15 protein-coding genes and 2 pseudogenes are annotated in these 25,948 nt (G+C 69.7%); 11 read left to right on the plus strand and 6 right to left on the minus strand.

Annotated elements, in window-relative coordinates:
* The first annotated feature begins 817 nt into the window (after nucleotides 1-817).
* From J5Y04_RS26445 to J5Y04_RS26460, 4 genes are all read left to right on the plus strand, one after another.
* The gene (locus J5Y04_RS26445) at nucleotides 818-1,180 is read left to right on the plus strand and encodes a hypothetical protein (RefSeq protein ID WP_209414901.1); all 363 of its coding nucleotides are present in this window, start codon (nucleotides 818-820) and stop codon (nucleotides 1,178-1,180) included.
* A 316-nt stretch (nucleotides 1,181-1,496) separates the two neighbouring features.
* Nucleotides 1,497-2,831 (plus strand): hypothetical protein, encoded by a 1,335-nt coding sequence (locus J5Y04_RS26450; protein WP_307853298.1) that lies wholly within the window; start codon nucleotides 1,497-1,499, stop codon nucleotides 2,829-2,831.
* A gap of 758 nt (nucleotides 2,832-3,589) precedes the next feature.
* Nucleotides 3,590-5,950: an arylsulfatase gene (locus tag J5Y04_RS26455; RefSeq protein WP_209414903.1), complete on the plus strand. Its 2,361-nt coding sequence runs from the start codon at nucleotides 3,590-3,592 to the stop codon at nucleotides 5,948-5,950.
* Between the two features lie 289 nt (nucleotides 5,951-6,239).
* The gene (locus tag J5Y04_RS26460) at nucleotides 6,240-7,601 is read left to right on the plus strand and encodes a GH1 family beta-glucosidase (RefSeq protein WP_209414904.1); all 1,362 of its coding nucleotides are present in this window, start codon (nucleotides 6,240-6,242) and stop codon (nucleotides 7,599-7,601) included.
* 353 nt (nucleotides 7,602-7,954) lie between these two features.
* Here J5Y04_RS26460 and J5Y04_RS26465 read toward each other — a convergent pair whose 3' ends face one another.
* Complete coding sequence (locus tag J5Y04_RS26465) at nucleotides 7,955-8,950, minus strand: YafY family protein (protein ID WP_209414905.1); 996 nt, start codon at nucleotides 8,948-8,950, stop codon at nucleotides 7,955-7,957.
* Nucleotides 8,951-9,086: 136 nt separating this feature from the next.
* Between J5Y04_RS26465 and J5Y04_RS26470 the strand changes: the two genes are divergently transcribed.
* From J5Y04_RS26470 to J5Y04_RS26485, 4 genes are all read left to right on the plus strand, one after another.
* Nucleotides 9,087-9,509 (plus strand): VOC family protein, encoded by a 423-nt coding sequence (locus J5Y04_RS26470; protein WP_209414906.1) that lies wholly within the window; start codon nucleotides 9,087-9,089, stop codon nucleotides 9,507-9,509.
* A 109-nt stretch (nucleotides 9,510-9,618) separates the two neighbouring features.
* The gene (locus tag J5Y04_RS26475) at nucleotides 9,619-9,789 is read left to right on the plus strand and encodes a hypothetical protein (RefSeq protein ID WP_209414907.1); all 171 of its coding nucleotides are present in this window, start codon (nucleotides 9,619-9,621) and stop codon (nucleotides 9,787-9,789) included.
* On the plus strand, nucleotides 9,786-10,880 hold the full coding sequence (locus J5Y04_RS26480) for a winged helix DNA-binding domain-containing protein (RefSeq protein WP_209414908.1): 1,095 nt from the start codon (nucleotides 9,786-9,788) through the stop codon (nucleotides 10,878-10,880). The genes J5Y04_RS26475 and J5Y04_RS26480 overlap by 4 nt, the downstream gene beginning before the upstream one ends.
* 398 nt (nucleotides 10,881-11,278) lie before the next feature.
* Nucleotides 11,279-13,792 carry an FHA domain-containing protein gene (locus J5Y04_RS26485; protein WP_209414909.1) on the plus strand — a complete coding sequence of 838 codons (2,514 nt, stop codon included), beginning with the start codon at nucleotides 11,279-11,281 and terminating at the stop codon, nucleotides 13,790-13,792.
* A 344-nt stretch (nucleotides 13,793-14,136) separates the two neighbouring features.
* Here the strand turns inward: J5Y04_RS26485 and J5Y04_RS26490 are convergent, their stop codons facing one another.
* Entirely contained in the window at nucleotides 14,137-16,392 is a 2,256-nt protein-coding gene (locus tag J5Y04_RS26490) for an MMPL family transporter (RefSeq protein ID WP_209414910.1), read from the minus strand.
* 141 nt (nucleotides 16,393-16,533) lie between these two features.
* On the opposite strand from J5Y04_RS26490, the gene J5Y04_RS26495 reads away from it, so the two are divergent.
* Nucleotides 16,534-17,205, plus strand: a complete 672-nt coding sequence (locus J5Y04_RS26495) for a TetR/AcrR family transcriptional regulator (protein WP_209414911.1) — start codon at nucleotides 16,534-16,536, stop codon at nucleotides 17,203-17,205.
* Nucleotides 17,206-17,399: 194 nt separating this feature from the next.
* Nucleotides 17,400-17,528 (plus strand): annotated as a pseudogene (locus J5Y04_RS44010) (family 1 glycosylhydrolase); the annotation flags it as partial.
* Between the two features lie 990 nt (nucleotides 17,529-18,518).
* Here the strand turns inward: J5Y04_RS44010 and J5Y04_RS26505 are convergent.
* The 3 genes from J5Y04_RS26505 to J5Y04_RS26515 form a co-directional block, all read right to left on the minus strand.
* Nucleotides 18,519-19,613 (minus strand): hypothetical protein, encoded by a 1,095-nt coding sequence (locus tag J5Y04_RS26505; RefSeq protein ID WP_209414912.1) that lies wholly within the window; start codon nucleotides 19,611-19,613, stop codon nucleotides 18,519-18,521.
* A gap of 332 nt (nucleotides 19,614-19,945) precedes the next feature.
* Nucleotides 19,946-20,785, minus strand: a complete 840-nt coding sequence (locus J5Y04_RS26510; RefSeq protein ID WP_209414913.1) for a hypothetical protein — start codon at nucleotides 20,783-20,785, stop codon at nucleotides 19,946-19,948.
* Nucleotides 20,785-24,840 (minus strand): AAA domain-containing protein, encoded by a 4,056-nt coding sequence (locus tag J5Y04_RS26515; RefSeq protein ID WP_209414914.1) that lies wholly within the window; start codon nucleotides 24,838-24,840, stop codon nucleotides 20,785-20,787. The genes J5Y04_RS26510 and J5Y04_RS26515 overlap by 1 nt, the downstream gene beginning before the upstream one ends.
* 378 nt (nucleotides 24,841-25,218) lie before the next feature.
* On the opposite strand from J5Y04_RS26515, the pseudogene J5Y04_RS44015 reads away from it, so the two are divergent.
* Nucleotides 25,219-25,347, plus strand: a pseudogene (locus J5Y04_RS44015) (family 1 glycosylhydrolase); the annotation flags it as partial.
* Nucleotides 25,348-25,485: 138 nt separating this feature from the next.
* Here the strand turns inward: J5Y04_RS44015 and J5Y04_RS26525 are convergent.
* Complete coding sequence (locus tag J5Y04_RS26525) at nucleotides 25,486-25,881, minus strand: hypothetical protein (RefSeq protein WP_209414915.1); 396 nt, start codon at nucleotides 25,879-25,881, stop codon at nucleotides 25,486-25,488.
* Between the last annotated feature and the right edge of the window lie 67 nt (nucleotides 25,882-25,948).

A 25,948-nucleotide genomic window follows, 5' to 3' on the forward strand; every position in this document is an offset into this window, starting at 1 on the left:
TGCTGTGCCCATTCCGCATGAACTGGCCGTACGGGCGCGGCAGATGCTCACAGCAGGAAGCTTTCCGGGTCGCGGGTGTCCGGTCGCGAGCGGCACCTGCTGACGGACCTCGCACGTTGCTCCGGGTGTCGGAATGCCGCGTCGGCCGACGGGCGGAACCATCACTGCAACCGGCGGACAGTGGGGCAGCTGTGCCCGGCGCCGCTGTCGGCCAGCCGAAGGCTGCTTGAGGAGTGGGTGATCGAGGGCTGGTTCTCCCGGCTGAACGCCACGGACATCGACGATCCGCTCCTAGCCGTCGCAGCGGAGCGGTGGACCGGCTACCAGCACCCGGAGACGGCGGAGCAACTCGCCGTCGCCGTCGACGCACTTGCTGCTGCGGAGACCACCGTTCAGCGCCTTGCGAAGCAGCAGGCAAAAGGCTTCTTCGAGCCGCCCTTCGATACCCGCCTTCCCAAGCTCCAGGCCGAGGCCGGGGCCGCGTTGGTCGCTGCCAAGCAGAGCGTGGCCGAGTCGACACCGAAGCGCCTCGACGTCAGCTGGCTTCTGGAGGACGAGACCATCCGCAAGGCGTGGGCAGAGGCCGGCTACGAGCTGCGGCGGGAGCTGATCCGCCTCCTGGTGCGGCGAGTGGTCGTCTCGAAGGGCCACCGCGGGATCCCGTCACCGACCCAGCCCGGCGCCTCGCCACCAGCCAGGCCCTCAGCGACATCTTCGAGGAAGGCCTCCGATCCTCGCCTCCGTCCATCGCGAGATCGACCGATGGGAGACGGCCGAGAGCCTCCTCGGCCCCGAAACCGTCCTGCGCCCGCTCAGCATGCACGGCTCCCACACCGAATCCGTCGGCGCGTGGTGGGGATCCGGCTGGTACGAGACCATGGCCCGCCGCGCCATCGCCCGTGCCGCGGACGCTGGGACCCTCCGCGGCGCGGCGACGGAAGCGTTCTCCGACGCTGACCGCCTCGCCGATGCGGCCGCCCACCACCCGGACCTTCTGGAGGACACGGTCTTCGCGCGGGTCACCGAGGCGCTCCATGAGGAGCAGTCGCTATTGCGGCACACACGCACGCCAGTTCCCACGGCCACGACCCTTCCGGACTGGGCCGCACAACACCTCACCGCCGTTCTCCAAGCCGATCCCGATGAACACGACGACCTTGCTGAACCTACCTACCCGTAGGAGCCCGAGTGGCAGACATACTCGTCGAGTACGCACTGCTCGGCCAGGAGAGTCCGGGCGCCGTCGTGGAAGCACCTCACACCAGGCGCCTCTCGCATCAGCCCGCCGAGCTGTGCGAGGAAAGCGCCTTGCCCACTCGACGCCGGCCCCGAACACTGCCTGGCAGCACGCGCGCGGCGACTCAGAGTTCGGCCGTGCTCGCATACGCCCCTGGCATGCGCCCCGAGAGTGCGGCCTAGGGTGCAGCATCTGCTCTGCGGGACTGGAGAGTTGGGGGAAGCGTGTGGAGGGCAACGAATTGAAGGATCTGGGCGCCGTGCTTCGCCAGCTTGCCCAGCGGTCGAATGTCGCAGTCCATTCCAACGCCAAGCTGCTCGGCGAGGTGGAGGCGGTTGCGGTGAAGGACGACGAGGTGCGAGAGGAGAAGGAGCTCGATGCGCTTCGCCGCAAGCCCGGCCTTCAGCCCGTGCCGGCCAAGGAGATCGGCGATGGCGTCCAGCTGACGCCGTGGGAGGTGCTGCACACCCTCGGGCGTGCGATAGCGCTTTCGCGGCGAGGCGCCGGGCGCGGCCTTGCGGAGCACTGGGGCTGCCTCAAGTACAGCCAGGCGCTGAAGGGCGCTCTCGGCACCTTCATGGCGTTGTCGGCCGAGGGTCGTGACACCGCGGACTACTACAAGGCACTCCAGTCCGACGAACTCGGTGTCGGCTTCGCGCTCGCCCTGGCAAAGCACGTGCTGACCAGACGCTATCCAGACCACAGCGTGTCCATTGTTCCCGCCGACACCGCGCTGCGGGCCGGTTTCGCGGTGACCGGAAGGGATGCCGGGACGTCTGTCGGCTACCGCTACCGACCGCAGTACTTCGCCGAGGTGTGGAAGCCGGGCCAGCCCTCGCGGGTCTTCCCGATCGTGTGCAAGGGCAACCACAGCGGCGCCTCCGCCTCCCACACCCAGCTGGCCTCCGCGTCGGTCCACGCCGACGCCGTGCACATCGGAGGGTGGACCGACACCCCCGCCCTGATCTTCAGTACCGAACTGCCTGTCGACGGTCCGATGACCATCCACGCCCTCCAGGCGCGCGGCAACGGCGGCGAGCTCGCCCATCCCGCCGGCCGGACCCGGGACCTGGACATGGAGCTCGACGAGGACAACATCTTCCCCGGAATCCTGCCGCCCGCGCAGGACGGTGAGACCGTCGAACCTGTCCCGGGCTTCCACATCGAGCCGGAAAAGTACGCCTGGTTCCAGCACGCCCTGGCCCGCACCGGCGCGGCCGGCCTCACGGCCTTCGCCGGCGACGCGGACGCCACTGTTCCCTACCTCACCAACCGGCAGGGCCGCAAACGGTACGAGGGCATCTCGCACGCCGCGATCGGCAGCGTCCAGGACGCGAACGAGACTCTTCTCGGTATCCCGTTCGTCGGGACCGACCACGTGTTCCGCCTCAACCGCATCCGGGTGGAGGCCTTCTCGGGCGTGGCCCAGGACCTCTTCAAGCATCTCGCGAAGCGCCGGCTCACCCGCTACCGCAATGAGGTCCACGCCCACCGGTCCTCGTGGCCGACCGACTCCTGGGACGCCGAGTGGGGTGGCCCGGTCTCCATCCTCCCGGACGGATCCGCCCTCGCCCTGCGGGTGCTTCCGGCCTGAAACCACTAACGCCGCAGCGGCTGCGCATCTGTTCTGAACCGGGGCCAAGGGGTCGCAGGTTCAAGTCCTGTCGTCCCGACTTGCATAGCCGCAGGGCGTAGGCCGTTTCCGCTTCTCGCGGGAGCGGCCTTTTTGACGTTCCGCCGGCTGGTGGGGAGACGGCGGCGAGGGCTGTGAAGGGGTTCGAAACGGAGGGCGACGAGGAGGGGAAGGCGTAGCACGAGCCGGCTGCGGCCCGGGCGGCTCGTCCCAAGGGCGCAACCCCGGGTGCGCCGTCAGCCGCGTTGCGTATCCAATGGGCGGTGAGCGGCGGTTTCGCCGCGATCGTCCCCGGGAGTGCCATGAGTACGTCGCGCGAGCCGCCTCCGTCCGGGCCACCCGGTGGGCCGCCTACCGGCGGTGGATCACCCTCGGTGTTCTGCTGATTCTCGCACTGGTGCTCGCGCTGTGGAGCTACCCGACGGTGCTGACCGTCCTGCCGCTGGTGCTCGTCCTGCTCGCGGTACTCGCCGTAAGGCCCGAAGAGGCCAAGGGAGAGTGGCCGGCGTGGCCACCGCGACCGGGCGCAAGGAACTGCGGCGAAGTCTGCTGGAGGGGCGAGCCCGCGCGGAGAAGCCCGGGTCGAATCCCAGCCGACGGCCGACGACAGGGGCCCTGTCCGGCCATGCCGATCGCAGCCCCGCGTCGGCGAGAGGCCCTGTGGAGAGCCGCACACAAACATCACCGGTGCTTGCGCCACTGGTGGGACGGAGGCCGAAATGGCGCAGGGATCGTGGAGTGAGTACCGGCCGGGGCAGCGGTTCCCCGGGGTGGTGGGTCGGACGACCGAGGAGTCGAGTCCGGCGTGGCCGCGGCCGGTGCGGGCGGTGGCGGGTGCGCCGAACGTGCTGTTCATCGTGTTCGACGACACCGGGTTCGGCCAGTTCGGCTGCTACGGCAGTCCGATCGAGACGCCGAATCTGGACGCGCTGGCCGCGGGCGGGCTGCTGTACAGCAACATGCACACCACGGCGCTGTGCTCGCCGTCGCGCTCGTGCATCATGACGGGCCGCAACCACCACGCCAACGGCATGGCGGCGATCACGGAGCTGGCCACCGGCTATCCGGGCTACAACGGGCAGATCCCGTTCGAGAACGGCTTCCTGTCGGAGATGTTGCTGCAGCACGGCTACAACACGTACATGGTCGGCAAGTGGCACCTGATGCCCTCGGAGCAGGAGTCGGCCGCGGGCCCGTACGACCGTTGGCCGCTGGGGCGGGGCTTCGAGCGGTTCTACGGGTTCCTGGGCGGGGATTCCAGCCAGTGGTATCCGGACCTGGTCTACGACAACCACCAGGTCGAGCCGCCGGCCACCCCGGAGGAGGGCTACCACCTGACGGAGGACCTGGTCGAGCGGGCGATGTCGTTCATCGCCGACGCCAAGCAGGTCGCCCCGGACAAGCCGTTCTTCCTGAACCTGTGCCCCGGCGCCACCCATGCCCCGCACCATGTGCCCAAGGAGTGGGCGGATCGCTACCGGGGCCGGTTCGACGACGGCTGGGAGGCCTACCGCGAGCAGACCTTCGCCCGGCAGAAGGAGCTCGGCGTGGTGCCGGCGGACGCACAGTTGTCCCCACACGATCCGGACGTGCCCGCGTGGGAGTCGCTCACGCCCGAGGCGCGGCGCCTCGCCGCGCGGATGATGGAGGTCTACGCCGGGTTCCTCTCCCACACCGACCACCACATCGGGCGGTTGGTGGAGTTCCTGAAGGAGACCGGCGAGTTCGACAACACGCTGATCATGGTGGTCTCCGACAACGGGGCGAGCGCCGAGGGCGGGGTGACCGGCACCACCAACGAGCTGCAGTTCTTCAACAACGCGCCCGAGACGTTGGAGGAGAGCCTGGCGCGGATCGAGGAGATCGGCGCTCCGGGCACGTTCAACCACTACCCGTGGGGCTGGACGTGGGCGGGCAACACACCGTTCAGGCGGTGGAAGCGGGAGACCTACCGCGGCGGCGTCAGCGACCCCTTCCTCGTCCACTGGCCCGCCGGCATCCGGGCCCGAGGTGAGGTCCGCGGCCAGTTCGCGCACATCATCGACATGGTCCCCACCGTTCTCGACGTGCTCGGCCTTGAGCCGCCCGCGACCATCCGGGGCGTCACCCAGTCGCCCCTGCACGGGGTCAGCTTCGCCCACACCTTCGACGATGCCACCGCGGCGAGCCTGCACCGTACCCAGTACTACGAGATGCTCGGACACCGGGCGATCGACCACGACGGGTGGCGGGCGGTCTGTCCCTGGCCCGGGCCCTCCTTCGAGGAGGCCGAGCGGCCCTTCGGCACCCCGATCACCATGGCCGACCTCGACGACCTCGACGCCCACCACTGGGAGCTCTACCACGTCGACGAGGACATCGCCGAGACCAGGAACCTCGCCCATGAACACCGCAGCAAACTGATCGAGATGATCGCCTTGTGGTACGTGGAGGCGGGCAGGTACAACGTGATGCCGATCGACGGCAGTGTCCTGCGGCGCATCATGACCGAGCGCCCGCAGATCACCGAGGCCCGCACCAGCTACACCTTTCGTCCCGGCACGCAGACCCTGCCGGCCGCGGTCGCGCCCCGGGTCCTCAACCGCCCGCACAGCGTCACCGCTGACGTCGAGATCCCGCCCGGCGGTGCGCAGGGCGTCCTGCTCTGCCAGGGCACCAACGCCGGCGGCTGGTCCCTCTACGTCAAGGACGGCCACCTCCACTACGCCCACAACTACGTCCAGCGGTCCCTGCACCACGTGGCCTCCAGCGAGAGCGTGCCCGAGGGGCGGCACACCCTGCGCTTCGAGTTCGAGCCCACCGGCGCCCCGGACATCGCCCACGGCAAGGGCGCACCCGGCCGGGCCCAGCTGTACATCGACGGCCGCCTCGTCGGCGAGACCGACATGCCGGTCACCACCCCGATCGCCTTCAACCCCGGCGGCATGGCCTGCGGCGCCAACCCCGGTTCGGCCGTCAGCCCCGACTACCGGGCGCCGTTCCGCTTCACCGGAACCCTCCACAGCGTCACCGTCGATCTGTCCGGCGACCTGATCGTCGACGCCGAGAGCGAGATGCGCATGCACATGGCCCGCCAGTAGGCGACCCGCCGGCTGGTCCTGCCGATGGTCATACGACGCAGCAGCAGGGCCCAGCCGGATGTCGGCTTGCTGTCCCGTCGCCAGTTCGGGACGGGGACCAGGCTGGTGATTCCGATGCTCTCGCCCCCTCGCCCCCTCGCTCCTTCGCCCCTCGCCCCCTCGCGGGCACGTGCGGCCGGTGCGAGCCGATGATGTCCTGGATGGTGGGGCGGCGCCGGGTTGCCTCTGGTGTTTTGGCGTGACGCCAGTAACATGAGCAATCCTCATGTTGTCGTGTCAGGGGGCTGCCATGTTGGATCGTCTCGACCTTCCGGCGGGGTTCCGCTGGGGTGTTTCCACCGCCGCCTACCAGATCGAGGGGGCGGTGGGCGAGGACGGGCGCGGGCCGTCCATCTGGGACGTCTTCTCCGCCCGCCCGGGCGCCGTCCGCGACGGACACACCGGCGCAGTCGCCTGCGACCACTACCACCGGTACCCCGAGGACATCGCCCTGATGAAGGGCCTCGGGCTGGACGGCTACCGCTTCTCCATCGCATGGTCCCGGGTGCTGCCCACCGGCGTCGGCCCGGTCAACCCCGCCGGACTCGCCTTCTACGACCGGCTCGTGGACGCCCTGCTGGAGGCCGGTATCACGCCGCTGCCCACCCTCTTCCACTGGGACCTCCCGCAGGCCCTGGAGGCTCCATCGAGCAGCGGCCCCACCGCGGGCTGCGGCTGGCTCAACCGCGACACCGCGTACCGCTTCGCCGAGTACGCCGCCGTCATGGCCGACCGCCTCGGCGACCGCGTGCCCTCCTGGATCACCCTCAACGAGCCCTTCGTGCACATGGTCTACGGCTACGCCCTCGGGATTCACGCACCCGGTCGTGAGCTGATGCTCGACGCACTCCCCACCGCCCATCACCAGCTGCTCGCCCACGGCCTCGCCGCCGACGTGCTGCGCGAGCGCGGCCTGGAGGTGATGATCGCCAACAACCTCACCCCGGTGCGGCCGGCCTCCTCCGCCCCCGCCGACCTCGCCGCCGCGCAGGCCTACGACGCCCTGCACAACCGCCTGTTCACCGACCCGCTGCTCCTCGGCCGCTATCCCGACCTCTCCGCCTTCGGTGTCACCCCCGACCTCGGCGGCTGCGTCCGCGACGGGGACTTGAAGCTGATCACCGCCACACCGCTCGACGGCCTCGGCGTCAACTACTACAACCCCACCCGCATCGCCGCCCCCACCGACCCCGCCCTCCCCTTCACCGAAGCCCCGATCGAGGGCGTCCCCCACACCGCCTTCGGCTGGCCCGTCGTCCCCGACGGCCTGCGCGAACTCCTCACCGGCCTCCGTGACCGCTACGGCGCCGCCCTCCCGCCCGTCACCATCACCGAGAACGGCTGCTCGACGACCGCGACCCTCGACGACCAGCCCCGCATCGACTACCTCGCCGGCCACCTCGACGCCCTCGCCGCGGCAGTCGCGGAAGGCGTCGATGTCCGCGGCTACTACACGTGGTCACTGATGGACAACTTCGAGTGGGCCGAGGGCTACCACCAGCGCTTCGGCCTCGTCCACGTCGACTTCGAGACGCAGAAGCGCACCCCGAGGGCCTCGTACGCCTGGTACCGCGACCTGATCGCCGCTCACCAGGCCCGCAGTCCAAGGTAGTTGGTGTCCAGCTACGGCAGGATGTATGGCCTCTTGGCAACGGCCAAGAGGCCATCCTGGTGGAGTGGTCTGCCGCGGCTGCGCCCCGGTAACTGCCCAAAAGACAGGGTGTTCAACAAGTCCACAGCCCATCGCCAGCGGTTCAATCGTCGGTTGGTTGCGCGGGGACGGGCCGCCTTGTGGACTCCGGGGAAGCTCACCACCGTGCGCTCACCTCGATGGGAATTCCGCGCCAAGCGACTTTCCCAGTGTGACGCGGTGTGGGTCGCGGTGCCCTGACGAAGCGACATCCACTGGAGCACTCGTGCGAGGACTGAGATGGGATGATCTTGAGGTCGTGAGGTTCCGGCCCCTCACCCGTCGGGTGTGTCCAGCTGGCCGGACTCGGTGGTCGTGGCGTCGGCGTAGCGGCGGGCCAGTGTGGCGCAGGCTTGGCGGAGGGCCGGCGGGCCGATGACGCGCAGGTTGGCGTCGAAGCGGCCGAGGCCGGCGGCGAGGGCGGTCCAGGACCAGGATCCGGTGATGATGCGGCACCGTGTGGGGCCGAGCGGTTCCACGATGCCGTCGGCGACGTGGGGGATGACCTCCGCGGCGGGGAGGTCCAGGGTGACCTCGCCTTGGCAGGGCCAGGCGAGGTCGGTTCCGTCAGAGCCGCGGAATCGGCTGGTGATGAACGTGGAGATGTCGCCGCCCGGTACCTGGCGTGGGCTGAAGCGCGGGCCGGTCGGCGTGCGTGGGGTCATGCGGTCGGTGCGGAAGGTCCGCCAGTCGTCGCGGTCGAGGTCCCAGGCCAGCAGGTACCAGTGGCTGCGCCAGGCCACGAGGTGATGTGGCTCGACCCGCCGTCGCAGCGGTGCGGTCTCGGTCTGCGGGGTGTAGTCCAGGCGCAGTTCTTCGTGGCGCTGGATCGCGCTGCTCACGGTGGTGAGCAGATCCAGGGCCAGGGTTGGTGATGCCTCCGGCTCCGGTGGGCGGACAGTGGTGACGTGGAGTGCGTCGATGCGCTGCCGCAGGCGCGGGGGGAGAACGTTCCGGATCGTTGCGAGCGCGCGATCGGCGTCCTGCGCGATCGCCGGGTGAGCGGTGCTCTGCAGCGCGATGGCCAGAGCGATGACCTGCTCGTCGTCGAAGAGCAACGGTGGCAGCTGTGATCCCGGTCGCAGGCGGTATCCGCCGCCGGGTCCCTTGTCGGTGGCGACCGGGTAGCCCAGCGCACGAAGGCGGTCGACGTCGCGGCGCACGGTGCGCACAGTCACCTCCAGCCGCTCGGCCAGATCGTCACCGCCCCACTCCGGTCGTGCCTGGAGCAGGGAGAGCAGGGCAAGGAGCCGCGAGGACGTCTTCTGCATACCTCCATCATGAAGCAAGTACAGGACACAACCTGTCCTGTACGGGTGGCATGCTGGATCGCAGATTCCAGATCGGGGCATTCCGCTCGATCTCTGCCATTCGCCCCATCCGGCGTACGCAACGTAGGAGCAGACCATGTCCGTCACCACCACCACGCATCTGAACTTCCGCGGCTCGGCCTGCGAGGCGCTGAACTTCTACCAGTCCGTCTTCGGCGGGCACACCGTCGTGGTGACCTACAAGGACGCCGGAAACGTCCAGGACGACAGCGAGGCGGACTGGGTGATGTGGGGCCAGGTCGTCGCCGACAACGGCTTCCACGTCATGGCCTACGACGTGCCCTCGGCGATGCCGTACGAGCAGGGCGCCAACCCGTTCTTCGTGTCCGTGCGCGGCGAGGACGCCGAGGAGATCAGCGACCTGTGGCACCGTCTGGCCGACGGCTCGAACGTGCTGCGCCCGCTGGAGCCCGCAGCGTGGGCTCCGCTCTACGGCATGCTGACCGACCGTTTCGGCGTGACATGGGTCCTCGACGTCACAGCCCCCCACAACGGCTGACCCGCCCCGGGGGCGGGCGCCCTGCAACGGCTGCCCGCCCCCGCCCCCGCACATTCTCGGCATCGGCGCGTCGACGGCAGTCGGCACACAGGGGAAGCAGATCTTGACAATGCACAGGCGTCAGCTCGGCCGGACCGGCATCGAAGGCAGTGCCTGCTGCCCGGGCACCACGATGTTCGGCCCGAACGGAAACCCGGATCATGACGCATGCGCCCGCATCGTGCACCGGTTCCTGGCCGGCTGCATCAACGGCATCAACCTCGTCGAACCGACACCATGAACGTCCTGACCCAGCGTGACCTCAACCGGGCCACGCTCGCCCGCCAGTACCTCCTCGAGCGTGTGGACTGCACCCCCCTCGATGCCGTCTCCCACCTGGCCGGACTACAGGCTCAGGCCCCTCAGGAACCATTCACCGGCCTGTGGTCCCGCATCAGCGCGTTCGCACCCGTCGACCTGGACGACCTGGTCACCGGCCGCCGGGTCGTGCGCACCCATCTCATGCGCCGCACCGTCCACCTCGTCACCGCCGACGACGCAGTTGCCTGGCGCGCTCGCCACGACGCCATGCTGCGCCAACGGGTCCTGTCCACCTACCGCAGCGAACTCGCCGGCATCGACCTGGACGAGCTGGGAGCAGCGGGCCGGGCTGTGACCGCCGCCGGGCAACCACTCACCATGGCCGAACTCGTCGACGCCCTCCGCGACCGCTGGCCCACCCCGCCCCGCCGGGTGCTGGGCGAACTCCTTGTCGCCGCGCTCATCCCCATGGCCCAACTGCCGCCCAGAGGACTGTGGAAGAGCACCGCAGGCGTCCGCAACCTCCCCCTGGCCACCTGGCTGCACCAGCCCATCGCCCCTGTGTCCACGGATCCGGACGATCCGGTCGGACAGCAACTCGTCCTGCGTTACCTCGCCGCCTACGGCCCCGCCACCACCGCAGACATCCGCGCCTGGAGCGGCCTGGCCGGACTGCCCGCCGCCGTCAAAGCCCTCCGCGACAACCTCATCACCTTCCGCGACGAAAGCGGCCGCCAGTTCCTCGACCTGCCCGACGCACCCCGCCCGCACCCCGACACCCCCGCACCGGTCCGCTTCCTGCCCGCCTTCGACAACGCGATCCTCGGCTACCAGAACCGCAGTCGCATCATCGACGATCCGCACCTCGGCCTCTCCGTCGCCGGACAGCGCGCCGTCCTCATCGACGGCCGCGTCGCCGCCACCTGGATCACCAGCGACCGCCGCCTCACCATCAGCCCCCTGCGCAAACTCACCCGGTCCGAAGGACGAGACCTGAAGGCGGAGGGCCACGCGCTGGCCACCTTCCTGGACCAGAGCATCGACACGATCCATATCGCCGACTCCACCTGACCCCACGGGGCTCACGAGGGCTGGCCCGAGCGGGCGGAGGGCCGGTCCCCGGCGGCCCGTTCCGGACGCCAGGACGACGTTCACCGTGGTCGGCCTCGTCCTGCTCGCTGTGCCTTGCCGCACGGCGTGGAGAGGCCGGATGACCCGCAACGACACGTCCGAGTCCCGGTGGCCACCCCGACCCACGCCGTCGACACCCCCGGCGAACCGCACTGGTTCATCCGGGCGACGACGGGAGTGCCCCGGTGCGGCCGCCGACCGGGAACGTCCGCCCGGCCGGCCCGTGCGGGACCCGCGACGGTGGTGCCGGCCCGACCGGGGCGGTGCCGGCCCGGCGCCCGACGGGCCCCTCGACCAGCGGACGCCCTCCGCGGGCCGGAGGGGCTATGGTCGGATACATGGGAGAGCGACAGGTCGCACCCATTGCGCCGGACCTGGTACTGACGACTGCGGGCGACTCGCGGGTCCTCACCCCGAGCCGCTCGTACCACGTCGGCCGCGACCCGGTCAGCGAGATCCCGCTCAGTGACCCCCGGGTGTCATGGCACCACGCGGTGCTGCACCTCGGCGACGGACACTGGATGCTGGACGATCTGGACAGCGACAACGGCACCTGGTCCGGGGGCCGCCGGATCTCGCGCCTCGACCTCGGTGACCTCGGCACCGACAGTGTCATCCGGTTCGGCAGCCCCGGCGACGGCCCGGAGGTCGAGCTCACCGTGGCACCCCCGCAGCAGTCCGCCGTCCCGCGTGCCACTGCGCTGACTGCGATCACCGGCTCGTACCGGCCGCCCACCAGCATCCATCCGCTGATCGCCCGCACCCTGCGGATCGGCCGCGCACCCGACAACGACCTGGTCCTGGCCGACCTCGAGGTGTCCCGCCACCACGCCGAACTGCACACCACCGCCGACGGCCGGTACGCGATCACCGATCTGCACAGCCACAACGGCACCTACCTCAACGGTCAACCGGTGGTGGAGGCCGTGATCGGCCCGGGAGACCTGCTGGGCATCGGCCATTCGGAGTTCTGCCTGGTCGACGGCGAACTCCAGGAGTTCGTCGACACCGGCGACATCACCCTCGACGTGGCCGACCTGGTGGTCACGGTCGGCGACGGCCGGCTGCTCGACGGGATCAGCTTCCCGGTCGGCCAGGACTGCCTGCTGGCGGTCACCGGTCCGAGCGGCTCGGGCAAGTCGACCCTGCTGAACGCGCTCACCGGGCTGCGGCCCGCCGACGGTGGCACGGTGCGTTACGACGGTCGCGACCTCTACCGCGACTACGCCGAACTGCGCCATCGGATCGGCCTGGTGCCGCAGGACGACATCCTGCACACCCAGCTGACCGTCCGGCGCGCGCTCGGCTACGCCGCCGAACTGCGCTTCCCCGGCGACACCGGGGCGGCCGAGCGGAACGCCCGGGTCGACGAGGTGATCGCCGAGCTGGGCCTGGAGAAGCGGGCCGACCTGGTGGTCGCCAGCCTCTCCGGCGGTCAGCGCAAGCGGGTCAGTGTGGCACTGGAACTGCTCACCAAGCCGTCGCTGCTCTTCCTCGACGAGCCGACCTCCGGCCTGGACCCGGGGATGGACCGCTCGGTGATGCAGATGCTCCGGGACCTGGCGGACGACGGTCGCACCGTCGTCGTGGTGACGCACAGCGTGCTGAGCCTCGATCTCTGTGACCGTCTGCTGATGCTCGCCCCGGGCGGTCGCACCGCGTACTACGGACCGCCCGGCGACGCTCTGGAGTACTTCGGGTGCTCGCAGTGGCCGCAAGCGTTCGAGAACTTCGAGACCCAGGAGGACCGCGACTGGATGGGCGAGTACCGGGCTTCGCCCGCGTACCGCCGGTACATCGACCCCATGGAACGGCCCCGAGCCCCGGTCGCGCCGTCGGGGCCGGGCGAGTCGGACGTGGTGCCGCCGTCGGGGCCGGGCGAGTCGGACGTGGTGCCGCCGTCGGCGCCGGCCGAGCGGAGTGGTGTGCCCTCTGCGCCGTCCGGGCAGCGCAGCCTGAGGTCCCCGCTGCCCGCGCGACGCCGTGCCCGGCCCGTACCGGCCAAGCCGCCCCCTCAGCCGCAGCGCTGGGACCGCCAGTTGGGCACCCTGGTGCGCCGCTACACCGCCGCACTGGCCGCCGACCGCACCTTCGTGGTGATCATGATCGCGCTGCCGTTCGTGATGGGCGTGTTGGCCCGGGCGTTGGCCGGCGGCAAGCTCACCGACAGCAGCGTGTTCAGTGCGCTGTTGATCCTCTGCGTCGGCGGGGTGCTCACCGGTGCCGCCAACGCGGTCCGCGAGCTGGTGAAGGAGCGGGTGATCTACCGGCGGGAGCGCGCCGTCGGGCTCTCCCGATCGGCGTACCTCTGCTCGAAGGTGGTGGTGCTCGGCACGGTCACGGTGGTGCAGGCCGTGGTGCTGACCATGGTCGCGTTGGCGGGAGTGCGGCTCAGACCCGAGGGCGGCAGCGGGGTCTTCCTGCCGCCGCTCGCCGAGATCGTCATCGTGATGGCGCTGCTCGCCGTCGCCGGAATGATGCTGGGACTGCTGGTTTCGGCGCTGGTCGGCAAGGAAGAGGCCACCATGCCGCTGCTGGTGCTGCTGGCCATCGTGCAGGTCGTCTTCACCGGCACCCAGCTGCGCCTGTACGGGGTGCCGGGACTCGAACAGCTCTCCTGGCTGGTGCCGTCCCGCTGGGCGATGGCGGCGATGGCCGCCACCGTCGATCTGCACGCCATCTCGCCCGGCAGCGACCTGGCGGCCGATCCGCTGTTCCGGCACAGCGCGGGGACCTGGCTGCTGAGCACCGGAATGCTGCTGGTGCTCAGCCTGGCCTACGGCCTGGTCGTCTACTGGCTCCTGCGGCGGACCGAGCCGGCGGTCATGCGCCGGGCCCGGAAGGCCGGCTGACCGACCGGCTCGTCAGCCGGACCGATCCGGGCACTGCGTCGTCGGCGACGCCGTGACCTGCCTGGCACCCGTTCCGCCGGCGCGGGTCGGCGTCGCCGGGTCGTCGTCCGGGTCGGGGCTGCCGGTCGTCGCGGGCCCGGCCCGGCTGAGCGCCGTCTGCGCGTCGTCGCGGGATGGAGCCGTGCCTCGCGGTCGATTTCGCCCTCCCGGACCAGCCAGAGCGCCAGGGCCGCGCCGGCAAGGCCGACCACTGCGCCGAGCAAGGACGCTGGTGCCGTTCGCCGCCTTCCGCCGTGACCAGCGGACCGCGGGCGTCGTGAAGCGCCCGCGGTCCGCTGCTGCCACTAGCCGACCACCGCCGGGGAGCGGGGCGCCTCGGGGGCGGGCTCCGGCTGGTAGAGCTCGGTGTGTCCTTCGACGTGGAGGTGGGGCAGGCGGCGGTCCAGCCAGGCTGGCAGCCACCAGTTGCCGCGGCCGAGCAGGTGCATCACGGCCGGTACCAGCAGCAGTCGGACCAGCGTGGCGTCGATCAGGATGGCCGACCCCATGCCGACGCCGATGACCTTGATCGGCAGGTCGGGCGCCGGGACGAAGGCCGCGAACACGGCGACCATGATGGCCGCCGCCGCGGTGATCACCCGCGCGGTGCCCGCCAGTCCGCTGACGATGGACTCCGCGTTGTCGTCGGTGCGAAGCCAGGCCTCACGCATCCGACTCACCAGGAAGACCTCGTAGTCCATCGAGAGCCCGAACAGGACGGCGAAGGTCAGCACCGGCACGAAGGCCGGCAGCGGGGTGGGGCTGTCGATGCCGATCAACCGGCCGGCGGTGCCGCCTTCGAGGACGAGGGCGACCACGCCGTACGCGGCGCCGACGGAGAGCAGGTTCATCACAGCGGCCTTGAGGGCGACGACGAGGCTGCGGAAGGCCACCAGGAGCAGGAGCATCGACACCGTGACCACGCCGCCGACCAGCAGCGGGATGCGGCGGGCGATGTTGTCGGTGCTGTCGATCGCGCTGGCGGTCGCCCCGCCGACGTGCACCCGGACGCCGCGGCCGGCCGCGGCCGGGATGACGTGATCGCGGAGGTCGCGGACCAGGGTCTTGGTGGCGCTGGACTGCGGACCGCTGTCCGGGAAGACGGTGAGCAGCAGCGAGCGGCCGTCGGAGCCGGGCACCGGAGGGGTCACGGCCGTGACGCCGGGCACCGCCTTCAGCGCGGTGGGCAGCGGGGCCGTCGCCTCGGCGGGGGTGCCCGGCGCCAACTCGGCGACCAGGACCAGCGGTCCGTTGCTTCCCGGTCCGAAGCCGGCGGCCACCGCGTCGTACGCCAGCCGGTTCGAGCGCCCGGCGGGGTCGTTGCCCGCGTCGGGGAAGCCGAAGCGCACACCCAGGAACGGCGCCGCGAGCGCCAGCAGGACGACGACCCCGGTGACGGCACCGAGGATGCGGTGACGCTCGACGAGCCTGCTCCAGCGCAGCCAGCCGGCGCCCACCGAGCTCTCGCCCCGGGCGGCGCGGCGTTGGGGCAGGGGCAGCCGGAGGCGCTCGACGTGTCGGCCGAGGTAGCCGAGCAGGGCGGGGAAGAGCGTGGCGGACGCGGCGATCACGACGAACACGGAGAGGATCGCCGAGACCGCGGCGCCGCGCATGAACGACAGGCCCATCGCGAACAGCCCGAGCATGCTGACCACCACGGTCATTCCGGCGACCACGACCGCGCGGCCCGCGGTGTCCAGCGCGGCGACCGTGGCGGCCTCGGGTTCGAGCCCCTCGACGCGCCACTCGCGGAACCGGGTGACCAGCAGCAGCGCGTAGTCGATGCCGACGCCGATGCCCAGCATCGCGGCGAGCGAGGTCGACCAGTCCGGGACCGGCATGATCGCGGCGAGGACCGGCAGCAGGGCGCTGCTGACCGCGAGCCCGCCGAGCGCGGTGAGCAGCGGCAGGCCGGCGGCCACGACCGAGCCGAAGGTGATCACCAGGATCAGGGTGGCGGCCGCGATGCCGATGCCCTCCGAGCCGATCGCGCCCTGCTCGGCCTGCTGGACCGTCATGCCGCCGAGGTGGACTCGTAGGCCGCCGTCGGCGGGGCGGGCGAGGTCGAGCAGCCGCTGGGTGTCGGCCTTGGGCATGTCGGGGGCGACGGCGACGTCCAGGTGGATCTGCCCGAGGGCGGTGCGGCCGTCGGCCGACACCTTGCCGCGCGGGCCGTACGGGTCGTCGATGCCGCTGACGTGAGGCACCTCGGCCATCCGGGCGAGCAGGTCCTTGACCCGGTCGCGGGTGGCGGCGTCGGTCACGTTGCCGTCCGAGGTCAGCACCAGGCTGATCGATTCACCGCCCAGCCCGGGGAAGTCCCGTGCCAGCAGTTGCTGGGCCTGCTTGGAGTCCGAGCCGGGCGCGGTGTAGTCGGCGCTGTACTTGGCGCCGAGGCCGGCCGAGAGGCCGAAGGCCGCGCCGGCGGCGAGCAGCCAGAGCAGCACCGTGCGGCCCCGGTTCCGGAAGCTCCAACCGGCTATTCGGCCGAGCGGGCCGGGCCTGTGTGACCCGCTCTCCCCGGCGGCTGTCCGCCGATCCTCGCGCAGTCCCTGGGACATGTGGTCCTCCGTGCGTCGTCAGGGGCTCCGCCCCCAGGCAAAGCGTTACGCTTCATAACGCGCCTTACGAGGCGTAACGTTTCCCTCGACGGGTACGGATTGTCAACGCGGTGACTGGCGCGGCGAGCGGATGGAGATGCGATGACGGGTGGGTCGACCGACGGGAGCGGGGGGCGGAGCCGCCGTGAGCGGCTTCGCGCCGACACGGTGGAGGAGATCAAGCGCGCGGCCCTGAGCCTGATCGTCGAGCGCGGCGCCGCGAACCTCCGCTTCACCGACATCGCCCGCAGCATGGGGATGACCCCGCCCGCGCTGTACCGCTACTTCGCCGACCGGGACGAGCTGCTCACCGCCCTGGTCGCCGACTCGTACGACAGCCTGTCGGACGCGCTGACGGCGACCCGCGAGACCGTGCCGCCGGACGACCTGGACGGACGCTTCGTGGCCACCTGCATCGGCTACCGCACCTGGGCGCAGCGGAATCCGGAGCGCTTCGCCCTCATCTTCGGCGCCCCCGTACCCGGGTACGCGGCCCCACCGGACGGACCGACCGTGGTGGCCGGCCGGCGGGCGATGGAGCACATGGTCGAACTCGTCGCCGACACGGCCGAACGCGGCCGGCTCGGCAGCCCGCTGGTGCCGGACGCGGCGGAAGCCCTGATGCTGGCCTGGGCCACCGTGCACGGCTTCGTCACCCTTGAGGCGCACGGCCACTTCCACACGCTCGACCAGCACGCGCGGGACCGCCTCTTCGCAGTCCAGGCGGGCGTCGCCGCGCGCACCGCAGGCCTGTCGCCGGCCGCGGACCGGTAGTGCTCAGGGCCCGCACGGCGGTCGGCCATGGCACGGGTGGCGAGGACGGCGCCGTCCTCGACGTTGTTCCTTGAGGAGGGCGGGCCGCCCGCCCCGAGGCGCCACGAACCTCTGTTGTCCTCAGCTGGTCTGGTGAGCAAGAGGATCGAAGAGGGAGAACGGGCTTCCGGGTGGAATGACACCCCGTTCGACGCGCCGAGGGCTACCACCAACGCTTCGGCCTCGTCCACGTCGACTTCGACACGCAGACGCGCACCCCGCGGGCCTCGTACGCCTGGTACCGCGACCTGATTGCCACCCATCGTGTCGATCGCGCACAGTAGTTGGTCGGCGGTCGCTGCGGAGTGGATGGCTGCTCGGCAACAGCCGAGAGGCCATCCGGACGGTTCGACTCACAGCAGCTGACCCTCGGACTCAGGCAGAAGACAGGGTGTTCGACAAGTCCGTAGCCCGTCGCCAGTGGTTCAACTGCGGGTCGGTTGCGCAGGGAAGGCGGCCTTGAGACTCCAGGACCTCACCTCGCGTGTCCAGTCGAAGGATCCCGGTGCCAGGAGGCTCCTTGCCCTCGCCTGACTCGGCCACCCGGGCCCGTGCTGCCCTGAGGATGCGAGATCCGCCCGTGCAATCCCAGAAGCCCGGCGCGGAGGGGCGCCTGGCCGTGGTGCCGCGCTGTACGGCAAGGTGGGGTCCATGGCAAGTGTGGCGAATCCTGCGGCTTGGCGCTCTGTCCGCGAGGCGGCCCTCTCACAGGTGTCCTCGGAGAGTGAAGGGATCACGCTCTCGGTCCTGGGCACCCGTGCCCTTCTGCTGTACCGGATCGATGAAGGTGAGCATCGCAGGCGGGAAGCGGTTGGCGCTGAGCGGCTAAACAGCATTCCCGTGTTGGAGTGCCTGCTCGGCCTTCCGGTCGACCTTCCCGTTCCGGTGGGCTCGGTCCCGCAGCGAGTAGAGGTTCGTTGTTTCCCTCACGGAGCGGTCGAGTCGGACACGGGGCTGGTGACACGTCGAGCGGTCCGGCCGCTCGCCGTTGACCTCGCGGTTGTGTCGGCCACCGACTGGCGGCGGGGTCTCGAGCGTGCAGGCCGATTCGCACCGTTCTGCCGCCGAGCCGTCCTGCTCCGCCGGACCCCGTGCGCGGGACTGGACGAGATCTTGACGGAGGCCGCCTTCTACGGCATCGGCGTCTTCGTCCATGAGCAGGACGGGATTCGGATGGCCCTGCAACCCGAGGCGTACAGGCCGCTGCGGCACACCGCAGCGGCCTGGCACTTCGTCGAGGAGCTGTACGGACGACTTGGTGAACAGCCCGCCTCTCAGTCCGCTCCTGCGCCTGTCGACGTCGAAGGTGCCGTCGCATCGAGGAGGGACCACCGCAGCAGTTGAGGCTGGACCCTGAATCCGTTCGGCTGCTGGATGGCGGCGTTGACGAGCGGATAGCGGTTCACGGCGGCACGGCAGCGTTCCTGCCACCACCGTTGGCGGTCGGGCCCGGGCGTCAACGTCTGCAACATCTGCTGCCAGGAAAGCAACACGGACGTGTTGTGCTGTGCTGCTGGCCGAGCGTCACGATTGCTCGGGAAACTGTCCAGCGGCCGATGGCCGCAGGCCGTGCACTCGCACACTGGTGCGTGCGTCGCAGCGAAGCGGCGTGCGAGGGTCTTTCCGAGGAAGAGGGCCATCAACTCGGGGAACAGGACGGACGGGGAATCGGCGAACCCCGAGCTCTTCGTCGGCTCGCCGGGTGGCACGACGTGCCGGAGGCGCCCCGAAAGCCCGTAGCCGGCGAATGCCGCGCCCCCGGCGAGCGCGCCGAACGCCGCGAGATCGGCCCGCAGCAGGGCGGTGCCCGGTACCTGAGCCAGGACCCGGGTCAGGCCGGTGAGAGCGTCGGGGAAGCTCGCCAGTGGGTCCAACTGGCCGCCGAGCATGATGGCCTTGGATCCCGGTGCTGTGCTCAGTTCATCGATGAGACTTCCGACCAGGTCAATCTGCAACCAGCCGACGTCGATCGGTAGCGCGAGCACGATTCGAGGATCCTCGCGCACGACCACCTCGCGCACAGCAGCCCGCACAGCGGCCGTGTCCCCGGCTCGGAGGTACCCGGTTGGCGTGAGTGCCGCCGTCGCGCCGACGGCGAGCTGCTCCTGGACTGCCTGACCGAGCGGGTCGGTGGCGGGGAACTCACCAGTCCGCTGCAGGTAGGGAAGGTCTGCCGTCGCGATGCCGACCTCGTAGAACGCCGGGTCGGCGAGGAGCACGTCCTCATAGCCCTCCTCCCGTAGGTCCAGTGCCTTACTGAGAGCCTTCGGACCACCGATCACGAGCCCGCTCCGGCCTGTGTTGAGCTGGTCTCGCACCCACCCCACTCGCGTGGCGTCCACATGGATGAGCAGTCGTTCGGCGAGCAACTCCGGTTGGGTGAAACGAGCTTGGTCGATGAACCGGGACCTCCGGCGTCGGGAGGATCCACGGGAACGGGAGCGCGGGACGGAGGAGTCGGACATTGCCTCGCCTTCGAATCGGCGGAAACACTCGACGACGTACTCGTGGCTCTATTGTACGGAGCGGAGCGACACTCCGCGGTTCGCAGCGATGCCAGTGACTGGAGGAAACAAAGGAGTTGACCGAGGGTCAGGTGACTGCGGCCAGAACGACGTCATGTGTTGAGGGGCAGCGGGCGTCGTACGGCTGGTAGGGCGACCCGGTCGCCACCCAACGGGCGCGATATGCCAGGTAGTAGTCATTGCAGGCTCGACTCGAGATCGTTGAGAACGGCTAGGACCGGGCCCCAGCACATCATGACGGTGTCGTGGTCGGGGTCGATCCCGCGTTCCCGCTGCTGACGAAGGTGGACGAAGTTGCGGTACTCGCGGACGATTTTCATGAAGTCGTGAGCGTCGACCTGAATCCAGCCCCGAGACCGTGCAGTGTCGAGTAGCAGCGCCAGGCTGGCCTTTGCCGCCGGCACCGGCCTTCCTCCGTTGGGATTCGGGAATCCCTGCGCCAGGCTCGGTTCGCGTTTGGTCAGCACGTCGAGCAGTAGACCTTCGGTGAAGCTTCCGATGCCGATGAGGGCGAAGACGTACGCACCGTTGTCCGCGCAGATACGGGTCTCGTTCACCCGCTGCATGAGCTGACGAGTGATCTCGTCGCTGCTGACCAGTCGTCGGACACGTGCCTCCAAGTCGTCGGGTGGACTGAAGGTGGTCGATCGGCCGTCCTCGCCGAGCGAACCCAGCATCGGGCGGCCGCCGACGTAAGTGATCGACAGCTGCTCTGCGGCGAGAACCTGGTTGAGTCCCTGCCGGAGGAGGTCGGCGGACGCCATGCCGTCCTCGTACTCCAGCGGATCGCAGATGCGGCAGAGGAAGCGGCTGACAGCGGCTTCGTCATGGGCCGACTCCGTGATCGTCTCGGTGAGCCAGGGCACCCTCGCCGTGCCGTCGTATTCAACTGGTACGGGCCAGGCCGCTCGTTTCAGCAGCTCGGCCAGCTGGTAGCCAGGGCGTTCGAAAGGGCCGTCCGTGTCCACGACGAGTCGCGCGATGCGCTGGATGGTCATGGGATCGAGCTGGGGCATCAGATGTGCTCCTTGTCCGCGAACTGCTGAGAGTGATCGAACGCCTGGTTGAGGCGTTCGACGATGACCCGTCCTCGCTTCCGGAAGCCGAGTTCGGTCATGGCCTGACTGATCCGGGTATCACGGTCGAGCTGGTAGCCGTCGCTGAGAATCCAGCCGGCGAGTGCGCGGAGGTCCATATCGGAGTAGGTGCCGATGCTGCCACCGGGCCTCAACGACGGTCTAGGTCCTCGCCGACTCGAAGGCTCCTCTGCCCGGCGTGGAGCGGGGACCGGGTCCTGAATCACTCTGCCGCTCGGCGGTTCATCGGCCGCGCGGACGACGTCCTGCCAGACACCGACAAGTCGGTCCGTCTCGGCCTGGGGGTCAGCGAACCAGTCCGCGGCCCAGATTCGATGGAAGTGCCAGCCGAGCCGTTCCAGGTGCGCCTGGCGGAGCCGGTCACGGTCTCGTGCGCTCACTGTGCGGTGGTAGCGGTCGCCATCCGTCTCCACAGCGAGCAGCATCTGACCGGGGCGCTCCGGGTGGGCCAGTGCGAAGTCGATACGGTAGCCGGAAACGCCCCATTGCGGGACGGCGGGGACGCCCGAGGACCGCATGGCCTCCAGAACCTCCCGCTCGAACGGGTTCAGCTCGTACGACTCCTGGCGACCGCCGGACCGGGAGAGGTCACCCTGGACAGCGCAGTATTCGAGGAACAGGCGCAGCAGTTCGGGGCCGCGGTTCTTCGTCTCGGCACGCGGGCCGAAGTCGTGATGGGAGAACGAGCTGACGACCGTCATACGCTTGCGGGCGCGCGTGACGGCGACGTTGAGCCGACGCTCTCCCCCTTCGTTGTTGAGCGGCCCGAAACGTTGGGCAAGCCGGCCGTTGGCGGCCTTGGCGTACCCGATGCTGAGGATGATCGCGTCGCGTTCGTCGCCCTGTACGCGTTCGAGGTTCTTGATGAAGAAGCGTCGGCCGGGGCCTGCCTCGGGGCTGAAGTAATCCTGTAGGTCCGGCTGCTCCTCGAGGGCTCTGCGCAAGACGAGATCGATGCGATCGGCGTGCCGTTGGCCCATGGTGATGATGCCGAGGCTCAGGTCGGGGGTGCGGGCGGCGTGGTCGAGCGCCAGCTCCACTACTCGTTCGACCTCCTGAGGTGCGGAGCCGTCTTGGCCGGGCAGCGTATGGCCGTCGACGACTTCCAGACGGATCGGACTCTCGACAGCGGTCCCCGGAAACGTGACAAGCCGGTCGCCGTAGATCTCGCGGTTGGAGAAGGCGATCAGTCTCTCGTCACTGCTCCGGTAGTGCCAGCGGAGGGTGTGGACGTTGGGCAGCCGACTGCTGAGCAGGTCCAGGAGCGATTCGAAGACGCCGGGATCGTTCCCGCCCTCCTCATCAGCGTTCTCCTGGCTGTCGGTGCCGCTTAGCACGCGGCTGAAGAACGAGGTGGGCGGCAGCTGGTTCCGGTCACCCGCGACGACGACCTGGCGACCCCGCATGATCGACGTCATGGCGTCGTGCGGCAGGATCTGGCTGGCTTCGTCGAAGACCACCACGTCGAACAGCCGGGTGGCCGGTAGCACTCGGCTGACCACGAGCGGCGACATGGCCCAGCAGGGTTTGGCTGCCATCAGCACGTCGGGGGCTTTGGCTACCAGCTTACGCAGGGGCAGGTGGCGAGTCTTGCGCGCGGCCTGGTCGCGGACCACGGCGTTCTGGTCGCGATGGGCATCGCGGGCCTTTCGCAGCCGGGCCGCCACGGAGTACCGCACGCGGCCGGCGTTGGCGGCCATGTGGTCGCTGTCAGTGCGGCGGAACTGTGTGACGGCGTGATCGTGTTCCCGTCCGGTGAAGGTGCGAACGTGCTGGGAATGCATCTTGATCTCGTCGAGAACGGATGACCACCAGGCGAACTGGAACCGGGCGACCGCCGCCTCGGGCGTGGGGAGGTTCTGGGCCAGCTCGTCGAGCAGCGGGCCAAGACCGGCGGCCTCCAAGCGGTCGGTCAGCTGATTGAGTTCGGGCATCTGGTACAGCGTCGCGCGGTGGGCGTCGAGTTCTCGCACGATCTCGGCGACCTCGTCGGCGGGCTTCTGTGCCCAATCGTCGACACCGGCAAAGAGGGCCACTGCGGCGAGCCGGTCGCGAAGTTCGGTGAAGTTTTTCAGAGCGGCGCCGAGCTCAGGGACGGCGGACGGCGGCGCGCCGTCCAGCGACACGCTCTGCCAGCGGGTCCGCTGCTCCTGGGCCTGGACCAACCGGGTGTGGAGAACCCGGCGATCGCGCAGTCCGTCCCGATGGACTGCCCTGGCATCACGGACCAAGGAGCGCCGCTGCCACCAGCCGATGGGTTGCCCATGCTGCTTGCGCCAAGCTCGGTCGGCGGTGGCAGCGACGAGCCGGTCGAGCTGCGGTCCGAAGACCTCTGCAGTGAACTCCTCGAAGGTGCCGGACACGGCTTGCAAAAGGTCCAGCAAGTGCTGCCAGCCGTGGATGTCCTGTGCCTGGCACAGCCCCGCTGCGGTGATGAGTGCCTCGATCTCCCGGCGGGTGTCCACGAAGGCCGTGCCCGCCAGGTGGTCCAGTCGTTCGAGGACGGGCCGGAGTTCCGTGGCGTCCCGTACGCGGGTGCGCGCCCAGGGAGATTGGCCGCGCCGAATCTGCAGCCCCTTCCGGCTGACGAACTTGTGCAGGTCCTGCTCTACGTGTTGCCGGGCATCCCGGTCCAGCTGCCGCAGGGCACCACCACGCAGGCGCCAGCGGGTCTGTTGCTCGGACGGAACTCCCGACAGCTCCGTCAGCGCTTGGTAGGCGCTGACCCCCCACGGGGACCTCGGCTCGTGGAACTCGGAGACGTGCCGGCCGATCTGACCGCGGAAGTGCTCGAGCGAGGCGTGCAACTGATCAGGGCGCGGCGGCGGCTCCTGGCCGGACCGGTCAAGGGTCTCAAGAAGCTGTTGAGCGAGCTGGCGGCGGTTCAGCTTGTTCCCGTGGAGATCGAGAACGAGTCCGTCGAGGTCGACTTGGGCGAGTCGGTCGGTGACCGCCTCGATCGCGGCGCGTTTCTCCGCGACGAAGAGGACGCGGCGTCCCTCAGCAGCCAGTGCGGCGATGAGATTGGCGATGGTCTGGCTCTTGCCCGTTCCGGGAGGGCCCTCAATGACCACGTGCCGGCCGGCCAGTACGGCGCGGATCGCCTGCTGCTGAGAGGCATCGGCGTCGTGGACGAGGAACTCCTGCCGCGGCGGGACCTCGCCTCCCGCAGGAGAGATCTCGGAGTCCTCCAACAGCGAGCGGGCCGCCGTGCTGTCACCGGCGATGGCGGCGATGACGGGGTGCTGGGCAAGCAATGAGCTCGAGTTCTTCAGGTCGTTGACCATGGGTAACCGGTCAAAGCTGAAGGCCCCGACCACTAGGCGTTCCTCGAACGACGCGGACAGCCCGCTCCGGTGAAGGGCCTTAGCGAGGAGGTCGTATACAGCGCGCACCCGGGTCCCCGGATCCGATTGTTCCTCAAGCGTGGTTGATGCCTGGTCAGCCAATTGGTCGAGGTCGGTGTCCAGACCATACTGGCGGCTCAGCGCGTAGAACAGGACCGGATTGATCTCCGGCTCGCCGTCGACCTGAAGGACGAAGTCGTTCTCGGTGGCTGTGCGCGGCTGGATCGTCAGGGGCAGCAGCACTAGGGGAGCGCGTAGTGGGAGGACGGTGGTTGTGCCACGTGTCTTCGGCGGGTCCACGTTGAGCAGTCCGCAGGCTAGGTGGCCCGCCTCGATACCCTGTTCCTCGTCCAGTTCCTGGATCCGGCGCCGCAGGTAGCGTGCGCGGAGGCAGGCGGATTTGTGATCGGACGAATCGGGGACGAGACTCGCGAGCCGGACCTTCCGGCCGGTCAGCAGCGCGTGCTGTGCCTCGATCGAGACGGTGGTCAGGTCGAGGCTGCCAGTCTTGGTGTCCTTGAAGTGCAGCAATGTGTTGCGCGCTCCGAAATCAATGAGTTCGTCGGCCCATCGCTGAGCCTGGGAGGCCACGGCCTCCTCCCTCGCGCGGCTGGCGGTGCCGTCCACTTGCTGACCCTCCGGTCCGTCGTCTTGAGCTCACCTGGTCGGTAGGCGAACGCACCAGGGTACGGCGCAACTTGAGAGGACGAGTATGGATTCGGAGCTTGATCGGAGATTGGGGGGAGCGCATAGGAGTGCCACTTGCCTGAAGTCTTGCGCCCCCGTGCGCCGGGCAGGGATCGGGTATCTCGCAAAGGCTCACTCAGCGACAGGCGAGGTGTGGGTTCTAGGTTCCACGGCCGTCAGGTGTTTGGCCCTGCCCGCGGGTGTCGGGTCGTGGTCGGCCGACCGGCCATCTCGTTTGTGAGACGCGGGCTGACCTCTCTGAACCGTAGACAATGAGGTCTTCATGGTCGACCGATAGAATGACAGCCCGTTCGACGCGCCGAGGGCTACCACCAACGCTTCGGCCTCGTCCACGTCGACTTCGACACGCAGACGCGCACCCCGCGGGCCTCGTACGCCTGGTACCGCGACCTGATCGCCGCTCACCGGGCAAGGAGCGCGAGGTAGAGCGCGGGTCGTTCCCGGGCGAGACAGTAGACGGGGAGTCCGGCCGCACCGAACGGCCGTGGGACCGGATCCGGGAGGTCGAGCGGCGGTAGCGGGACTTCAGGCGCAACGGGGCATTCTCGTCTGCGCGCCGGCGGCTCAGTCCTGGGTGAGGGCGTCGTCGGTGGGCCAGGTGCCGTCGGCGGGCATCTCAAGGCTTTCTGCCAGCGTCTCCCGCCAAGGGGGTGGGGTGAACGGCTCGCCCCAGTAGTCGGTCACCCGGACCGCACTTCCGGCTTCGAGCTCGGCGATGGAGACGTTCCGGTACACCCGGCCGTCGCCGTAGTCGGTGCTCCACTCGACGACGACGGTGTCGCCGCAGGTGTGCCGCCTCCCCACCCCGAGTCTCAGCCCGACGAAGTGGGACTCCACCTCGGCGATCCGTGACCTCCCCCTGATGAGTTCGCCGCTCTGCGGCCACTGCCGTACCGCGTCCTCCGAAAGCTGAACGCCGAGGATGCGCTCAAGGCGGGTCGAGTGCGTGGGTTCTCCCATGGAGCGCACAGTAGAACCGATCGCCCCGCCGTCCCCGGAGGCTCGCCCTGCCCGGGCCCGGGAGTCA

It is taken from the genome of Kitasatospora sp. RG8 (genome assembly GCF_017813315.1).
In the GTDB taxonomy this organism is placed as follows: Bacteria; Actinomycetota; Actinomycetes; order Streptomycetales; family Streptomycetaceae; genus Kitasatospora.